Source organism: Pseudomonas sp. MWU12-2319, assembly GCF_023242525.1.
GTDB classification, from domain to species: Bacteria; Pseudomonadota; Gammaproteobacteria; order Pseudomonadales; family Pseudomonadaceae; genus Aquipseudomonas; species Aquipseudomonas gingeri_D.
Window position 1 is genome coordinate 1 of the sequence record NZ_JALJES010000028.1, and the last position, 15,947, is coordinate 15,947.

The 15,947-nt window shown below is 62.1% G+C and carries 12 protein-coding genes and 1 pseudogene; 5 read left to right on the forward strand and 8 right to left on the reverse strand.

Annotated features, from left to right (window positions below; all coding sequences use genetic code 11):
* The 3 genes and pseudogenes from M5C01_RS30350 to yjiA all read left to right on the forward strand — a co-directional run.
* A pseudogene (locus M5C01_RS30350) lies at nucleotides 1-205 on the forward strand (carbon starvation protein A); the annotation flags it as partial.
* 15 nt (nucleotides 206-220) lie between these two features.
* On the forward strand, nucleotides 221-418 hold the full coding sequence (locus M5C01_RS30355) for a YbdD/YjiX family protein (protein WP_017123431.1): 198 nt from the start codon (nucleotides 221-223) through the stop codon (nucleotides 416-418).
* Nucleotides 419-555: 137 nt separating this feature from the next.
* Nucleotides 556-1,542: a GTPase gene (yjiA, locus tag M5C01_RS30360; protein ID WP_177099323.1), complete on the forward strand. Its 987-nt coding sequence runs from the start codon at nucleotides 556-558 to the stop codon at nucleotides 1,540-1,542.
* Nucleotides 1,543-1,802: 260 nt separating this feature from the next.
* Here the strand turns inward: yjiA and M5C01_RS30365 are convergent, their stop codons facing one another.
* The 6 genes from M5C01_RS30365 to M5C01_RS30390 all read right to left on the reverse strand — a co-directional run bounded on the left by M5C01_RS30365 (nucleotide 1,803) and on the right by M5C01_RS30390 (nucleotide 10,849).
* Nucleotides 1,803-2,471 (reverse strand): GntR family transcriptional regulator, encoded by a 669-nt coding sequence (locus M5C01_RS30365; RefSeq protein ID WP_152742097.1) that lies wholly within the window; start codon nucleotides 2,469-2,471, stop codon nucleotides 1,803-1,805.
* Nucleotides 2,472-2,496: 25 nt separating this feature from the next.
* Nucleotides 2,497-3,207, reverse strand: a complete 711-nt coding sequence (locus M5C01_RS30370) for an FCD domain-containing protein (protein WP_248764447.1) — start codon at nucleotides 3,205-3,207, stop codon at nucleotides 2,497-2,499.
* Between the two features lie 98 nt (nucleotides 3,208-3,305).
* Complete coding sequence (locus M5C01_RS30375; RefSeq protein ID WP_152742096.1) at nucleotides 3,306-4,619, reverse strand: C4-dicarboxylate transporter DctA; 1,314 nt, start codon at nucleotides 4,617-4,619, stop codon at nucleotides 3,306-3,308.
* A gap of 407 nt (nucleotides 4,620-5,026) precedes the next feature.
* Nucleotides 5,027-5,266, reverse strand: coding sequence for a hypothetical protein (locus tag M5C01_RS30380; protein ID WP_178130025.1), 240 nt, complete (start codon nucleotides 5,264-5,266; stop codon nucleotides 5,027-5,029).
* 232 nt (nucleotides 5,267-5,498) lie between these two features.
* Nucleotides 5,499-6,752, reverse strand: coding sequence for a serine hydroxymethyltransferase (glyA, locus tag M5C01_RS30385; protein ID WP_103497057.1), 1,254 nt, complete (start codon nucleotides 6,750-6,752; stop codon nucleotides 5,499-5,501).
* Nucleotides 6,753-6,997: 245 nt separating this feature from the next.
* A complete protein-coding gene (locus tag M5C01_RS30390; RefSeq protein WP_152742095.1) occupies nucleotides 6,998-10,849 on the reverse strand; it encodes a bifunctional diguanylate cyclase/phosphodiesterase in 3,852 nt (1,283 codons plus the stop codon).
* 294 nt (nucleotides 10,850-11,143) lie between these two features.
* Here M5C01_RS30390 and ettA point away from each other — a divergent pair, with 294 nt between their 5' ends.
* Nucleotides 11,144-12,808, forward strand: coding sequence for an energy-dependent translational throttle protein EttA (gene ettA / locus M5C01_RS30395; protein ID WP_100941451.1), 1,665 nt, complete (start codon nucleotides 11,144-11,146; stop codon nucleotides 12,806-12,808).
* 58 nt (nucleotides 12,809-12,866) lie between these two features.
* On the opposite strand, the gene M5C01_RS30400 is transcribed toward ettA, so the two are convergent.
* Complete coding sequence (locus M5C01_RS30400; protein ID WP_152742094.1) at nucleotides 12,867-13,361, reverse strand: GreA/GreB family elongation factor; 495 nt, start codon at nucleotides 13,359-13,361, stop codon at nucleotides 12,867-12,869.
* A gap of 303 nt (nucleotides 13,362-13,664) precedes the next feature.
* On the opposite strand from M5C01_RS30400, the gene M5C01_RS30405 reads away from it, so the two are divergent.
* Nucleotides 13,665-14,084 (forward strand): hypothetical protein, encoded by a 420-nt coding sequence (locus M5C01_RS30405; protein ID WP_248764448.1) that lies wholly within the window; start codon nucleotides 13,665-13,667, stop codon nucleotides 14,082-14,084.
* On the opposite strand, the gene M5C01_RS30410 is transcribed toward M5C01_RS30405, so the two are convergent.
* The gene (locus M5C01_RS30410; RefSeq protein ID WP_152742093.1) at nucleotides 14,023-15,876 is read right to left on the reverse strand and encodes a DUF4105 domain-containing protein; all 1,854 of its coding nucleotides are present in this window, start codon (nucleotides 15,874-15,876) and stop codon (nucleotides 14,023-14,025) included. The two genes, M5C01_RS30405 and M5C01_RS30410, sit on opposite strands and share 62 nt — an antisense overlap.
* Nucleotides 15,877-15,947: the final 71 nt, after the last annotated feature.

Genomic DNA, 15,947 nt, shown 5'->3' on the forward strand with positions numbered 1-15,947 from the left:
CGGGCAGGTGATCGCCCCGGCCAAGGACATCAACCAGATGCAGCACGTGATCTTCAACGCCTATACCAACGCGGCGTTGACGGCACTCTTCCTGTTTGTGGTATTCAGTGTGCTGTTCTATGCCATCAAGGTCGGTGTCTCGGCCTGGGGCAACAAGGAACGCACGGACAAAGAAACCCCGTTCCAGGCCGTGCCTGAAGCGTAAAAGAGGAATACCGCCATGTTCAACGACCTGAGTCGCCTCGGTAAATACCTCGGTCAGGCCGCGCGCCTGATGGTCGGCATGCCCGACTACGACACCTACGTCGAGCATATGCAGAACAAGCACCCGGACAAGCCGGTCATGACCTACGAGGCGTTCTTCCGGGAACGCCAGGAAGCCCGTTATGGTGGCAAGGGCGGGCCGAAGTGCTGTTGACCCGGGTGGCGCTCTCTTGAGGGCGTACCGGGTTATTCAAGGCTGAACACTGTCACTGTGGGAGCCCGGCTTGCCGGCGATGGCGATCTTGCGGACGCCATCGCCGGCAAGCCGGGCTCCCATCGTTTTTTTAGCGTATGGGAGATTTCTGTTTGTCAGTTCCTATTCCTGTGACCGTCCTGAGCGGTTTCCTCGGCGCCGGCAAGACCACCTTGCTGCGCCATCTGCTCAAAGCCGAGCACGGCCTGAAAATCGCCGTGATCGAGAACGAATTCAGCGACGCCGGCATCGACACCCAACTGCTGGGTGCCGAGCCGGTGCAAGTGATGACGCTGTCCAACGGCTGCGTCTGCTGCACCATTCACACTGACCTGACCAAGGCCCTGTATCTGCTGCTGGAGCGCCTGGACAGCGGCGAAATCGCCTTCGACCGGCTGGTGATCGAGTGCACCGGTCTGGCCGACCCGGCCCCGGTGGCGCAGACCTTTTTTATCGACGAGGAATTGCGCGAGCGTTATCTGCTCGACGGCATCATCACCCTGGTGGACGCGGCCCATGCCGAACATCATCTGACCCAGGCCATCGCCCAGGCGCAGATCGGTTTTGCCGACCGGCTGCTGGTGAGCAAGCGTGACCTGGTGGATGAAGCGACGTTTACGGCCTTGAGCGAACGGCTGACGCGGATCAATCGCCGGGCACCGATCCGTATCGTCGAGCACGGCAACATTGATCTGGCCGAACTGCTCGATGTGCGCGGCTTCAATCTCAATGCCGACCTGGGTGGCGGCTTGAGTTTGCGTCCGGTCAGCAAGGCCGCATCCATCGACCGTATTTCCAGCCTGGTGCTGCGTACCGATCAGCCGCTGGATATCGACAAGCTCAGCGAGTTCATGAACGAACTGCTGGAAGATCACGGCAAACAGTTGCTGCGCTACAAGGGCGTGTTGAATATCGCCGGTGAGCCCCGGCGCATGGTGTTCCAGGGGGTGCTCAAGCTGTACGGTTTCGACTGGGACACCGAGTGGGAAGAGGGCGCGGCGCGGGAGAGCGTGATCGTGTTTATTGCCGATGACCTGCCGGAAGAGAAGATTCGCGAAGGCTTTGCGAAGGTCGCGACGGCTTGATGTGAGCACTGTGGTGACTGGGCAAACCCTGATGCCGTTCAGTTAAGGCCGAACACCGTCCTTGTAGGAGCATGGCTTGCCAGCGAAGGGGGCCTCAAGATCGCTAAAAGCTTCGCGGGCAAGCCCTGCTCCTACAGGTTAAGTGGCGTTTTCAATATTCCATTCCCCTCGACATGAACGGCATTAAGGCAAGCCCGCTCGCCACGGTTGGGTCCGCGTTTAACTGGGACGGCTGGCTTGCTGGGGAGATTTTGGCGGACTCAGGACCACTGCAGGACGCCAAGCTGATCCAGGTACTCCGTCAGCCATTCGACGCCGACTCCGGCATTGCCGTTTTCCACGGCATTGACGATGGCCTCACGTACTCGCCAGTCCTCGTTGCGCACCGAATGTTGCGCCAGGGCCAACCCGGTCAGCGGCACCAGCCCGCTGAGAAAGTGCGCCAGGGGGGCGTTGCCGGCCATCCTCGCCAATTCCAGATGAAACTCGCCCCCCAGCCTTGTCGCCGTGCTCTGCCGGCCAGTTTCGGCATTCTGGCGTTCACGGGCGACCAGCGTGCGAAGCGCTGCAAACGTCAGTCCAGCGGACTTGGCGCAAACCAGCTCGATAACGCTGATCTCGGCCAGCCGCCGCGCTTGCAGGGTCTGGCGGATCTGTTCGGCGTCCGGCTCGGCGACCCGGGCGCGTTGGTTGGGGCGGGTAAGAATGATCTGTTGCCGCGCCAGACGGCTCATGACCCGGCGCACCTGGCTGCGACCCGCGCCGTAGACGCGTATCAGGGCCTCTTCACTCAACCCCTCGGCAAACTGGCGGTCGAGGATGTCTTCGAACACCTGGGCGTAGAGCGTCTCGGCGCAGAAAGCCGGGCCCTGTGGCGGCACCACGGTACGCCGGGTGGTGAAGGGCAGGGATGTCGCAACGCTGTTCATATCCGGTCTCCCCTTGGCGGGTGGGTTATTGCTCGGTACTGCCCAGATGGTCGTCCGGGATGGTGAGTTCGATGCCCATGCGTCGGCCTTCCTGGAGGATATGGCGACGCATTTCCGCGCTGGCCAGGGCGCTGTTCTTGTTGCGGATGGCGCGCACTACGGCCTCGTTTTCCAGCAGGCGTTCGGCCAGGTGTTCCGGCGAATTGCGCAGGACCTCGGCGCTCTGCTTGAGGGCGTTGCTGGTCTGTTGCACCACGTTCTGGAAGATCGGGTTGGAGGTCAGGGCGAACAGCTCTTCATGGAAGGCGATGTAGGCGTTCATCCCGGCTTCGCTGTCGTCGGCCTCCAGGGCTTCGCGCATGTCCATCAGGGTCAGGCGCAGTTGGCCGACTTCCTTGCTGCTGATGGACTGCGCCACCAGCCCGACGATAAACGGCTCCAGGGTGTAGCGCAGTTGCAGCACATCTTCGAGGCTGGCGTCGGCCACGCCGCTGTGGGCGGCCGAGGTTTCGCTGGGGGCGGCGTCGAGCACCACCACCCCTTTACCCGGCATCGAGCGCACCAGGCCAAGGGTTTCCAGCACGGTCACGGCTTCGCGCAGGCTCGGGCGGCTGATACCCAGCTGTTCGGCCAGTTCACGCTGGCCCGGCAGCATCTCACCACGGCGCCACTGGCCCCGGGCCAGGGCCGCCCGGAGTTTTTCTACGACTGAATTGACAACGGTTGAGGTAATCACGGTGTACTCCAGATAAAACGGTGAGGCCACGACCCGAGGCCGGCGCTTGTTTCGCGGGCCTGGGGCCAGTACCGGCGCCCGTCCCCGGGCGCCTGGCATCAAAACTCCTGCTGATGAGCCGGTGTTGTCGGCTTTCTCGGCGTAAAGGCATAACCTTGCTGGCCATCGAGGACCTTGTGGGCCCGCTGCACATCGATGTCCTTTTCCCAGCGGGCGATGGCCACGGTCGCCACGCAGTTGCCGACCAGGTTGGTCATGGCCCGACCGATGCCCATGAACCAGTCGACCGCCAGCACCAACACCAGCCCGACCACCGGGATCGCCGGAATGGCCGTCAGGGTGGCGGCGAGGATCACCAGGGCCGAGCCGGGAATACCGTGGGCGCCCTTGGAGGTGATCAGCGACACCAGCAGGATGGTCAGCAGGTCGGTCAGCGCCAGCGGGGTGCCGGTGGCATTGGCGATAAAGACGATGGCCAGGGTCAGGTAGATCGAGAAACCGTCCAGGTTGAACGAGTACCCGGTCGGGATCACCAGGCCCACCGTCGAACTGCCTATCCCCAGGTGCTCGAGCTTGCGCATCACCTGCGGCAGCACGGCATCCGAGGACGCAGTACCCATCACGATCAGCAGGTCTTCGCGCAGGTACTTGAGGAAGGGCAGGATCCGCAGGCCGGACAGGCGCATCACCAGGCCGAGGATCACCAGCACGAAGCACAGGCAGGTCACGTAGAACAACGCCACCAGGCTGCCGAGCTGGCGCAGCGAGTCCAGGCCGTAGGTGCTGGTGGTGAAAGCGATGGCGCCGAAGACGCCAATCGGCGCCAGACGCACGATCATGCCCATGATACGGAAGATCACGTGACTGAGTTCATTGATCAAGCGCGAGATGCCTGACGCCGACTCGCCCACCAGGTTCAGGGCGCTGCCGAACAGTACGGAGAACAGCAGGACCTGGAGAATATTGTTGTCGGCAAAGGCGCCGATCACCGAGTTGGGGATCAGGTCCATCAGGAACTGCGTGGTCCCGCGCATATGCTGGCCACGGTCGGCGAGGTCGCCCAGGGCCACCTTGGACAGCTGCTCCAGATGAATGTTGGCACCGCTGCCGATGCCGGTGGAGAAGGCCAGGATCAGCCCGATCAACAGGGCGATGGTGGTCAGGACTTCGAAGTAGATCACCGATTTGAGGCCGATCCGCCCGACTTTCTTCAGGTCGCCGGCACCGGAGATGCCGCTGACCACCACGCAGAAGACGATCAGTCCGATCAGCATCTTGATCAGCTTGATAAAGCCGTCGCCGAGGGGTTTGAGTTGGACGGAAAATTCGGGAAGGGCGAGTCCGCAGATGATGCCGAGCACCAGTCCAAGGACAACCTGAAGGAAAATCGAACGCGAGCACCATCTGAGCATGGGGAGGATCCTGGTCGGCGTTCCGTGATCTGTGCCGGTGGCCGCAGCTTCGGAACTTAATTGTTGTGGTCTTACCGGTATGTCCAGTGCGAGGCCAGTCTACGCCCGGTTTTTCCGGGATAACAAGAGGTTTTCGCAAAATTGGTAGGACCGGTCTGACCGGTGGTGCCAGTCCTGTAGGCGCTGGCTTGCCGGCGAAGAGGCCCGCAAGAGCGACGCAAGCCTCAAGACCGCCATCGCCGGCAAGCCAGCTCCCACAAAGTGGTGCTCCACTGCAGAGAGATTGCTTTGCTACGGGGAGGGCAACTGGCGGCGAATTTTCTCCAGGCGAAAAAAAGCCCGGTCATAGCTGGCCGGACTCTTGGAGGGGGACCGAGTGGCCGCGGGTTGACGGCAGGTCTTCGGTTCTAGAAGCAGCGAACCGTTTCAGCCTGGAGATACTTGCGGGCCATTTTGACTTCCGCGCCTTGCGCGGTGGCCGCGAGCATTCTTTCGTGGGCGACTTCGACGCCTTGGGGAGCTTGGGGTGAAGGCGTGAGTGCAAAGCAGTTGTACTCGTTATCCGTGGTGGTGTCTGCGTGTACGGCCGTGGTGAACGCGATGCTGAACACGGCCAGTGTGGCGCCTCGGATAATGGGTTTTATCATGGCTGAAACCTCGTTTTGAATGAGGTATCAGCATCTCCTTTACGCATCGCCAGATGTATTGGCGAAAGTCGTCAGTGACCGACAGGTGTTTCCGGCTTTGTGTCTGAAAGCTGATGGCAAGGTGTAAAGGCTTTACTTTTACAGGCGACAAAAACACCAATGCCCCGACAAGTCGGGGCATTGGTTTCAGTCTACCGGCCTGTCGGCCAGGTGGGCTTTCAGCGAACCGCTATCAAGCGCCGTAAACCGGCAGCTTCTTGCAGATGGCTTTGACCTTCTCGCGAACGGCGTCGATCACCGCTTCGTTGTTCAGGTCAGCCAGGATGTCGCAGATCCAGCCGGCCAGTTCGCGGCAGTCGGTTTCCTTGAAGCCACGGGTGGTGACAGCCGGGGTACCGAAACGCAGGCCGGAAGTGACGAACGGGGAGCGTGGGTCGTTCGGCACCGAGTTCTTGTTCACGGTGATGAAGGCTTTGCCCAGTGCGGCGTCGGCGTCTTTACCGGAGATGTCCTGCTTGATCAGCGAGAGCAGGAACAGGTGGTTCTTGGTACCGCCGGAAACCACGTCGAAACCGCGTTCGATAAACACTTCGGCCATGGCCTGGGCGTTTTTCACCACTTGTTGCTGATAGGCCTTGAACTCAGGCTGCAGCGCTTCCTTGAAGCAGATCGCCTTGGCCGCGATCACGTGCTCCAGCGGGCCGCCCTGGGCGCCCGGGAATACGGCGGAGTTCAGCTTCTTCTCGATCTCGGCGTTGGCGCGAGCGAGGATCAGGCCGCCACGTGGACCGCGCAGGGTCTTGTGGGTGGTGGTGGTGACCACGTCGGCGAACGGCACCGGGTTCGGGTAGACGCCAGCGGCGACCAGACCGGCCACGTGGGCCATGTCGACGAACAGGTAGGCACCGACTTTGTCGGCGATGGCGCGGAAACGTGGGAAGTCGAGGATCTGCGAGTAGGCGGAGAAACCGGCCACGATCATTTTCGGCTTGTGCTCGACCGCCAGGCGCTCGACTTCGTCGTAGTCGATCAGGCCATTGGCATCGATACCGTATTGAACGGCGTTGTACAGCTTGCCGGAGGAAGAAACGCTGGCGCCGTGGGTCAGGTGACCGCCGTGGGCCAGGCTCATGCCCAGGATGGTGTCGCCGCCTTGCAGCAGGGCCAGGTAAACGGCCGAGTTGGCCTGGGAGCCGGCGTGTGGCTGGACGTTGGCGTAATCGGCGCCGAACAGTTCCTTGGCACGGTCGATGGCCAACTGCTCAACCACGTCGACGTATTCGCAGCCGCCGTAGTAACGCTTGCCCGGATAGCCTTCGGCGTACTTGTTGGTCAGGACCGAGCCCTGGGCTTCCATCACCGCGGGGCTGGTGTAGTTTTCCGAGGCGATCAGCTCGATGTGCTCTTCCTGGCGCTGAGCTTCTTGCTCCATGGCGGCAAAGAGATCGGCGTCGTACTTGGCAATAGTCAAATCACGGCTGAACATGGCGGTCCTCAAGGATCGGGGGCGGAAAAGAAGGCATTCTAACCCAATGGCTTTTATCTGGCATATGAAAGGGCATCATATCGCGGATAAGCGGCGCTCACTTGAGGGCGGCGGCGCCTGGCCTGACGTTTTCGCGGGCAAGCCCTGCTCCTACAGTTTTATGTCGTGCTCAAAATCCGTGACCGACGCAGTACTGTAGGAGCAGGGCTTGCCCGCGAAGAGGGCCGAACAGGCGCCATAGGGGCTCAATCGAACATGAACAGCGCATCATTGCTGAACTGCGCTTCAAAGCGATTGGGCGCCATCGGCCGGCCGAACAGGTAGCCCTGTACTTCGTCGCAACCGTGCTCGCGCAGGAAGTCGAGCTGCTCGTGGGTTTCCACGCCTTCGGCGATCACCGCCAGGTTCAGGCTGTGGGCCATGGCGATGATCGCCCGGGCGATCTGCGCATCCTGTTCGCCCGACGGCAGGCCGTCGACGAAGGTGCGGTCGATCTTCAGCACGTCGATGGGGAACTGCTTGAGGTAGTTCAGCGACGAGTAACCGGTGCCGAAGTCGTCCACGGCGATGCTCAGCCCGAGGTTCTTGAGCCCTGCGAGAATCAGCATGGCCTCGCTGACTTCGCGCATCAGGATACTTTCCGTCAGTTCCAGCTCCAGACAGGCCGGCGAGACACCGGTCTCCTTGAGAATATTGGCGATCCGCTTGCCCAACTGGCCGTCGGAGAACTGCCGCGCCGAGATGTTCACCGAGACCTTGGGCACCCGCACCTTGGCCAGGTGCCAGGCCTTGAGCTGGCGGCAGGCTTCGGTCAGGACCCAGTCACCGACATCCACCACCAGCCCCAGCTCTTCCAGTACCGGAATGAAATCCCCTGGTGGCACCAGGCCACGCCGTGGGTGGCGCCAGCGCAGCAGGGCTTCGGCACCGGTCAGACGTTTACCGTCACCGCTGAACTGCGGCTGGTAATACAGCACGAATTCGTTCTGCTCCAGGGCGTGGCGCAGGTCGCTTTCCAGCTCCAGGCGTTCCAGGGCGCTGGCGTTCATATCGGCCTGGTAGAACTGGAAGTTGTTCTTGCCGCGTTCCTTGGCGTGGTACATCGCGGTGTCGGCGTTTTTCATCAACTGGCTGAGCTCGCTGCCATCTTGCGGGCTCAGGGCGATGCCGATACTGGCGGTGACGAAGAACTCGCGGCCTTCAAGCACGAACGGCGTCACCAGGCTGGTGAGAATCTGCTCGGCGACATTGATGGCCCGGTTCAAGGCCATTTCCCGAGTGGCCCGCGGTTGCAGCAGGAGGGTGAACTCGTCGCCGCCCATGCGCGCCACGGTGTCGTCGTCGGCCACGCAGGCCAGCAGACGGGTGGCCATTTCCTTGAGCATGCGGTCGCCGGCGGCGTGGCCCAGGGAGTCGTTGATCGGCTTGAAACGGTCCAGGTCGAGGAACATCAGCACTACCCAGGACTTCTGCCGCTCAGCCTGCTGCAGGGCGGTGTGCAGGCGGTCCTGGAACAGCGTGCGGTTGGGCAGGTGGGTCAGGGCGTCGTAGTAGGCCAGGCGGTGAATCCGTTGTTCGCTGGCCTTGCGCTCGCTGATATCGGTGAAGAAGCACACGTAGCTGGCCAGGTCGCCTTCATCGTCGAGCACCGCGGTGATGCCGACCCAGGCCGGGTAGTGCTCGCCGTTACGGCGTTTGAGCCAGACTTCGCCTTCCCAGGTGTTGTGCTGCTCCAGTTGCTTGAGTACATAACGCAGGTGGGCTTCCTGCTGGTCGTCGACGGTGAGCAGGCTGGGCAACTGGTCCAGCACGTCGGCCACGGCGTAACCGCTGACCCGGCTGAACGCTTCGTTGGCCTGGACAATGTAGCCGGCCGGGTCGGTGATCAGGATCGCCGAGGTCGAGTGCTCGAAAACCGTCGCGGCCATGCGCAGGTCTTTTTCCGCCCGGCGTTGCTGGCTGATGTCGCGGCCGACGCCGAGGATGCCCTCGAAGGCGCCGTGTTCGTCCCACACCAGCACCAGGCGCAATTCGATGGGAATCTTGCGGCCGTCGGCTTTCAGGCAGTCGAACAGGAACAACTGGGTCTGCACTTGTTCGCGCAGTTCGGTCAGTTCCTCGGGTTTGTCCAGGGCCTTGCTGACCCGCTCCATCAACAGGTAGATGCCATTGAGTTGCTGTGGGTTGGCAATGGTCGACTGCCAGCCATGCTGGAACACCCAGTCGACTTCATAGCCGAGCACCGCATGGACCGACGGGCTGACGTAGTTCAGGCTCAGTCGGCTGTCGGTGGAGAAAATCACGTCGCTGATGCTTTCGGCGAGCATCCGGTAGCGTTTCTCGCTGTCGCGCAGGGACTCGCTGGCCTCGATCTGGTCGGTGACGTCCTTGGCCACGCCGATGATGCGCGTGACCTGGTCATACTTGTCCCGGGCCAGGGCCTGCTCGCGGACCTCGAAGTGCCGCCAATGCTCGTTGCGATGGCGGAAACGCAGCTGGCACTGGAGCAACTGGCTGTAACCGGCATGGCGCTGCTGCTGGCGCAGGCGATGATAGTGCTCGGCGTCTTCGGGGTGCAGCAGGATTTCCCAGAAGTATTCGCCCATCTGGTGCAGCTCGGTCTTGTTGTAGCCGAGGGTCTGGCCCAGGTGATGGTTGCTGAAGATCATCCGCTGGCTGATCACATCCTGCACATACAGGTGATCCGGCACGGTACGCACCACATCCGACCAGAAGCCCTCGCGTTCCAGCAACGACAGTTCGATCAGCTTGCGGCTGGTGATATCGGTGATGCTGAGGATCACCGAGGAATAGTCGCTGGCGTCCTCCGGCAGGCGCATGACCAGCCACAGGTGCTGGTCCTGGCCTTGGCCGGCGCTCAGCTTGATCTCCAGTTCCAGCTGGTTCTGGCGGTTGAGCAGCGCTTCGACCAGCGAGTAGCCGATACCGGCGGCATTGCTCGGGCAGCCGTCGATCAGGCATTGCCAGGCGCTTTCACGGGAATCGACATTGAGCAGGCGCAGGGCCACCAGGTTGACCTCGGTGATCCGCAGTTCCTGCATCAACAGCCGGCGGTGCTCGGGGTCGTGGGCGATCCAGTGCTTGAGCGACTCGCTGTCCAGCAGGCGATGCTGTTCGAGGAAAACCGGCAGCCCGGAAAGGTCGAGGACGCACAAGGCAACGCCGGTACCCTCGAAAATATCCTGGTAGCGCCGGCGTCCTTCAGTGACCTGCAACTGGCGCCGCCGCATGTTGAGCAACGCCAGCACCGGCAGCAGCGACAACCCCAGCCCCAGCAGGCATTTGCCGATCAGGGCCGGCAGCAGGTCCTCGATCACCTTGCGCGGGTCGAACAGGCCGCGCAGTTGCCAGTCGCTGTTGGACAGCGGCGTGATCAGCACGCTGTTGGCCTCTTCGTCGGTGCTCAGCGGCACCGGCGTGGGGGCGATGTCGTCGTCCCGGCTGATCACCAGGTGATTGTTGCGGTTTTCGATCAGCCAACTGGCCCCCGATTCCTGATTGCCCGGGCGGGTGAGGTCCTGGAACAGCCGGGGTGACAGGCGCAGGACCCAATAGCCGTTGCTCTCGCCGCTGGCCTGCTGCAACAACAGGTGAACGGCCGAGCCGTGATCGTCATTGGTGAAGTAGTAGGTCTGCTTGCGGTTGCTGTGCTTGACCTGTTCGACGAGGAAGGCGGCGTCATGGCTGTCGGTGGCGCTGTCGCTGATCAGGGCGCCCTTGGCGTCGAGCAGGGCGATGCTTTGCAGGTCCGGCATCGACACCCGTACCCGGTCGAGCAAGGCCAGGAGTTCTTCGCGGTTGTTGGGTTTGTCGACGATCGGTAGTAGATTGAGGGCGATCTGCGCATTGAGCGCCATGTTCAGGCTGACGCGCTCGGCCAGGTCGGCGCTCGAGTCGATGCTGTTCTGGCGTTGCAGTTGGCGGGTTTGCTGGAATTGATCGATCAGTTGCCAAAACAGCAGGACGAGCAGGAACAGCACCAGCGTGGCCAGTATGCCTTTGAGTGTCCCGCGCAGCGGTGGAGTCGAGGCCGGGTTGGCTGCGCGCGCGGACGATGGCGGATTGGCGTTGGTCAAACTGTGATCCTGCGGTTGGGCTGGATTGGCGCGACATGCACTATAAGCCGGACGCCCGAAGGGCGGCTAGCATGCCTTGAGTTGTGGCAAAGTGCCAGTCCTGTTCGACCGAGCGGTTTGCCCTGTCTGCCGCATTCAGGTAGTTTTACCGGTTACGCGCCAGCAATTCACGCTCCCCATGCAAGGGTATCGACCGGTGCGGCCATGGATTGAACTCTTGGCTGGCACACGGGGCCTGTTCACTGCGGGTACCGCTCGCGCCCTTATTCATCTGTCACTGACGCTAGGTTCTCCATGGCTCAATACGTCTTCACCATGCATCGGCTGAGCAAAGTTGTTCCGCCGAAGCGGGAAATCCTGAAAAACATCTCCCTGTCGTTTTTCCCGGGCGCCAAGATCGGCGTGCTCGGCTTGAACGGTTCGGGTAAATCCACTCTGCTGAAAATCATGGCGGGTGTCGACACCGAATTCGACGGTGAAGCCCGGCCGATGCCCGAGCTGAATATCGGCTACCTGCCCCAGGAGCCGCAACTCGATCCGAGCAAGACGGTCCGTGAGGTGGTCGAGGAAGCGGTCAGCGTGATCAAGGACGCCCAGGCCCGCCTGGATGAAGTCTACGCCGCCTACGCCGATCCTGATGCCGATTTCGACAAGCTGGCCGCCGAACAGGCCAAGCTCGAGGCGATCCTGCAGGCCAGCGACGGCCACAACCTGGAACGCCAGTTGGAAGTCGCCGCCGATGCGCTGCGCCTGCCGGCCTGGGACGCCAAGGTCGAACACCTGTCCGGCGGTGAAAAGCGCCGTGTGGCCTTGTGCCGCCTGCTGCTCTCGGCCCCGGACATGCTGCTGCTCGACGAACCGACCAACCACCTGGATGCCGATTCCGTGGCCTGGCTGGAGCACTTCCTGCACGACTTCCCGGGCACCGTGGTTGCGATCACCCACGACCGTTACTTCCTGGACAACGTCGCCGGCTGGATTCTCGAACTCGACCGCGGCGCCGGTATCCCGTACGAAGGCAACTACTCGGGCTGGCTGGAAGCCAAGTCCGATCGTCTGGCCGCTGAGTCCAAGCAGCAGTCGGCCCATGAAAAGGCCATGAAGGAAGAGCTGGAGTGGGTGCGCAAAGGCGCCAAGGCTCGCCAGTCGAAATCCAAGGCCCGTCTGCAGCGTTTCGAAGAAATGCAGTCGCAGGAATTCCAGAAGCGCAGCGAGACCAACGAGATCTATATCCCGGCCGGTCCGCGCCTGGGCGACAAGGTCATCGAATTCAAGAACGTCAGCAAGGGTTATGGCGACCGCGTACTGATCGACAACCTGTCGTTCAGCATGCCCAAGGGCGCGATTGTCGGCGTGATCGGTGGTAACGGTGCCGGTAAGTCGACCCTGTTCCGCATGTTGATGGGCAAGGAGACCCCGGACTCGGGCAGCATCGAGATCGGTGAAACCGTGCAGCTTGCTTGTGTGGACCAGAGCCGCGATGACCTCGACGGCAGCAAGACGGTGTTCCAGCAGATTTCCGACGGTTCCGACCAGATCCGTATCGGCAACTACGAGATTCCATCGCGCACTTATGTGGGGCGCTTCAACTTCAAGGGCGGCGACCAGCAGAAGTTCGTCAAGGACCTGTCCGGTGGTGAGCGCGGTCGCCTGCACCTGGCGCTGACCTTGAAAGAGGGCGGCAACGTCCTGCTGCTCGACGAACCGTCCAACGACCTCGACGTGGAAACCCTGCGTTCCCTGGAAGAAGCCCTGCTGGACTTCCCGGGCGCGGCAATTGTGATCTCCCACGATCGGTGGTTCCTGGACCGGGTGGCGACGCATATCCTGGCCTATGAAGACGATTCGCAGGCGGTGTTCTTCGAAGGCAACTACACCGAGTACGAAGCCGATCGCAAGAAGCGCCTCGGCGATGCGGCGGCCCAGCCGCACCGTGTACGGCACAAGAAACTGGCCTGATCGGGTCGGTGGTTGAAAAGCGGAGCCCCTCGGGGCTCCGTTTTTTTATTGCACGCCGCTAAGCCGGTTCGATCCTCACGATCTCGATCGACTGATCCCCCGCCGGTCGTTTCCATAGCACTTCATCCCCCAGGCGCGCACCCAGCAACGCCCGACCCAGGGGCGAGCCCCAATTGATCAAACCTCGAGGGGCATCCGCCTCGTCCTCGCCGACCAGTTGCACCTGCTGCTCTTCGTCCTGTTCATTGGCGAAGGTCACGCGACTGCCGATCTGCACCACCTCGGTGGAGGTCGCCGGCGTGGCGAGCTGGGCACTGGAGAGGCGTTGGTTGAAGTAACGCAGGTCGCGCTCGATATCGGCCTGGCGCTGTTTGTCGGCGGCCTCGCCCAGGGCGTTTTGCTGGCTGTATTCGGCTTGCAGCGCCGCCACGCGGGCGTGCAATTGCGCCAGGCCCTGTGGGGTGACGTAATTGGGCTGGCTACTGACCTGGCGCTCCACCGGCTGCTCGGCCTGGGCGGCTGCGCTGTCTTCGTTGACGAAGGCGCGGCTCATGGCAATCTCCCGTTCATGGGTATTCGACCATGCTCGCAGGGTTTGGGTTTGCCGGTATATCCGTAAGCGACCTGTGGTGGTTGGATCTGCACCGTGTCGGCTTTCCGAGCAGAGCTCGACGTTCGCAGATTCAGGCCTGATACAGGCGCAATGAGCGGTTTGTGAGGCTGGGTGGTAAATTTTTACGACGCCGGTCGTTCTTTTTGATTGTAGGGTAATACGACGCCGGGCGCCCTGCGTCAGGTGTTTCGGCCCCGCGTGGAGGCGTGGGGCGATTGCAGCCAAAGAACGCGAGTGTTGTGTATGAGTTGTTTCAAATCCCATGGCGTGGGTGTCGGCCTGACCTTGTCCGCCTGTGTCGCCATGGGTGAGCCATTGCCCGAGAGCTCCCTGTTGGAGCGCTATGGCGTGACGCCGGACCAGTTGCCTGCGGCCACTCAGGTGGAGAAGCCTGACGAGAAGTCACCCAGCCTGTTTCAGTTGAAGCCCGAGGCACCGGTGGTGGATATCCGCTTCGGCGAGCGAACAGCACCGGAGGAGGTGGGTAATATCACTATCGACAATATGGCCAGGCGCGATTATGAGCGTTGTCTGCGTTTGCAGGGAGAGTTGCTGGATCGTCGTAAGTCCGGGTTGCCGAACGTACAGTGGCAGGCGCCGCTCAATAGTGATACCACTTCACCTCCAGCATCACCTCGTTCTCCGGCGTGGCCAGCTTGCTGAACTCGCGCTGGGCGCTTAAGCGCAGGCCCAGGTTGCGCGACAACTCCCATTGCTGGTTGAGGCTCAGGCTGCGACGCACTTCGCCATTGATGAAATAGTCGCCCTTGGCCTCCAGGCTCAGGTTGCCCAGCGGGTTTTTCCACAACAGGCCGGTGTCGAACCCCGCCGCCGGCGAAACAATCGCCGCGAAGTCCGCGTTGTGTTCGACCCGCACGGTGCCCAGGGCAAACCCCAGCACATCGTCGCCCAACTGCCAGGTGCCGCCCGCGCCGCCGTTCACATGGCTGACCAGGGTCTGGTCGTCGTGCCGCCCCGGCACCCGCTCCAGGCCGCCGGTGACTTGCCACGACCACGGCTGCAACAGCGCATTGCGCGGCGTCAGCGAGCGGATGGTCGCCAGGTCCAGTTGCTGCAACTGCCAGTGATTGCCTTCGTACTGGCGCAGTTTCATCTGCAGGATTTCTATCTGTGCGCCGAGGGGAAAACTCTCGGCATTGTCGTTGAGGTCGTGATAGGCCATGCGCAAGCCATATTCGCCGAATGTCCGGCTGCCCCGGGTGCCGACCCCGGCCTGCCAGGTGCGCGACTCATGGCCGTTTTCCGGCAGGCCCGGACGCTCGATCTGCAGCTCCGGCGGCGGGTTCTGGTTGATCGCCCGCAGCAGCTCGAAGCTGCGCTGGGCTTGTACCGGATCACGTTCCTGGCCATTGGCCCGGTAGCGTTCGAGTCTATAGGCGGCGTCGATGATCAGCGCCTGGCGAGCCTTGGCCAATTGCTTGAAGCCGGCCGATTGCAGTTGCTGCGCGTCGGCACTGACTTTCAGCACCCACTGCTGTTCCTCGGGATCCAGCGGTTTGGCCCGCTCCAGCAGTTCGCGTTCGCGGGATGGCCGGTAGTCGATCCTGTCCACCAGTCCCGCGTCCTTGACCGCCTTGACGGTGTCGGTGGGAATCGCGGTCAGCGGAAACTGTGCGGTCAGGTGCAGGCTTGGACGCGCCACCTGCAACAGTTCCAGCAGGCGGTAGGAGCAGTTTTCATCGAAGAAGAAGTAGTCGAACTGGATCTGCTTCAACTCCCAGACATGCTCGACCATGCGCTGGGTCTCTTCGGGCGTCAGGTTCAGCCGGTATTCCCACAGGTCGCGGTTCTCCAGGCTGCGGTATTCGGAGAGCTTTTCCTGGTAGGGCACCATGGCGAACAGGCCCGGATAACCCCCCGCCAGGCCTTTCCAGGCATAGAGGATGCTGTTGTCGGAACCTTCGATATAGGCGCCGAAGTTGATCGCGTAGCTGAGCAGGGCGGTCTGGTCGCGCTGCACACCGGCCGGGTCAATGCGCAGCAAAGTGTGGCCGAACATCGACGAAGGGCTGTTCAGGTAGGCCGCCGGGAAGATCATCACCGTGCTGTGGGGCGCGACATCCTTGAACCACTGGTTGAATTCCGTGCAATCGGGGGCGGGCAGGTCGGTCAACTGCAGTTGCGCCTTGAGCCAGCGCGTGCGGGCCGGATAGACACACTGGGGATGCTGGTTGCCGAGGCTGGCCGGGGCATAGAGGGCGTCGAGGGTGGCTTGCAGTTCCGCGTCCGGGTGATGGGCACCGTCGGCCGCGAGGAAATATTTTTTGTCGCTGACATAACTGCGCCAGCCGCCGAGCTTGGCCGTCTCGTAATGGCCGAGGGAAATCCAGAACGGGTCATGGGCCAACTGCTGCAAACGCTGGGTGTCGAGGTGCGGTGCGGCGTACAGCGGGGCGCAGGCACAGAGCGCCAGGTAGGCAAGGCGTTTGAGCATGGTGGGCAACTGTTGTCAGACGAAAAGAGGCAACGCACACAAAAACCCGCTCCGAAAGGAGCGGGCGGGTC

What these genes read in the sequence shown, in the direction of transcription:
- M5C01_RS30355 (WP_017123431.1), top strand. Translation starts at nt 221, where the DNA reads ATGTTCAACGACCTGAGTCGCCTCGGTAAATACCTCGGTCAGGCCGCG.
- yjiA (WP_177099323.1), top strand. Translation starts at nt 556, where the DNA reads ATGGGAGATTTCTGTTTGTCAGTTCCTATTCCTGTGACCGTCCTGAGC.
- M5C01_RS30365 (WP_152742097.1), bottom strand. Translation starts at nt 2,471, where the DNA reads ATGAACAGCGTTGCGACATCCCTGCCCTTCACCACCCGGCGTACCGTG.
- M5C01_RS30375 (WP_152742096.1), bottom strand. Translation starts at nt 4,619, where the DNA reads ATGCTCAGATGGTGCTCGCGTTCGATTTTCCTTCAGGTTGTCCTTGGA.
- M5C01_RS30380 (WP_178130025.1), bottom strand. Translation starts at nt 5,266, where the DNA reads ATGATAAAACCCATTATCCGAGGCGCCACACTGGCCGTGTTCAGCATC.
- glyA (WP_103497057.1), bottom strand. Translation starts at nt 6,752, where the DNA reads ATGTTCAGCCGTGATTTGACTATTGCCAAGTACGACGCCGATCTCTTT.
- ettA (WP_100941451.1), top strand. Translation starts at nt 11,144, where the DNA reads ATGGCTCAATACGTCTTCACCATGCATCGGCTGAGCAAAGTTGTTCCG.
- M5C01_RS30400 (WP_152742094.1), bottom strand. Translation starts at nt 13,361, where the DNA reads ATGAGCCGCGCCTTCGTCAACGAAGACAGCGCAGCCGCCCAGGCCGAG.
- M5C01_RS30405 (WP_248764448.1), top strand. Translation starts at nt 13,665, where the DNA reads ATGAGTTGTTTCAAATCCCATGGCGTGGGTGTCGGCCTGACCTTGTCC.
- M5C01_RS30410 (WP_152742093.1), bottom strand. Translation starts at nt 15,876, where the DNA reads ATGCTCAAACGCCTTGCCTACCTGGCGCTCTGTGCCTGCGCCCCGCTG.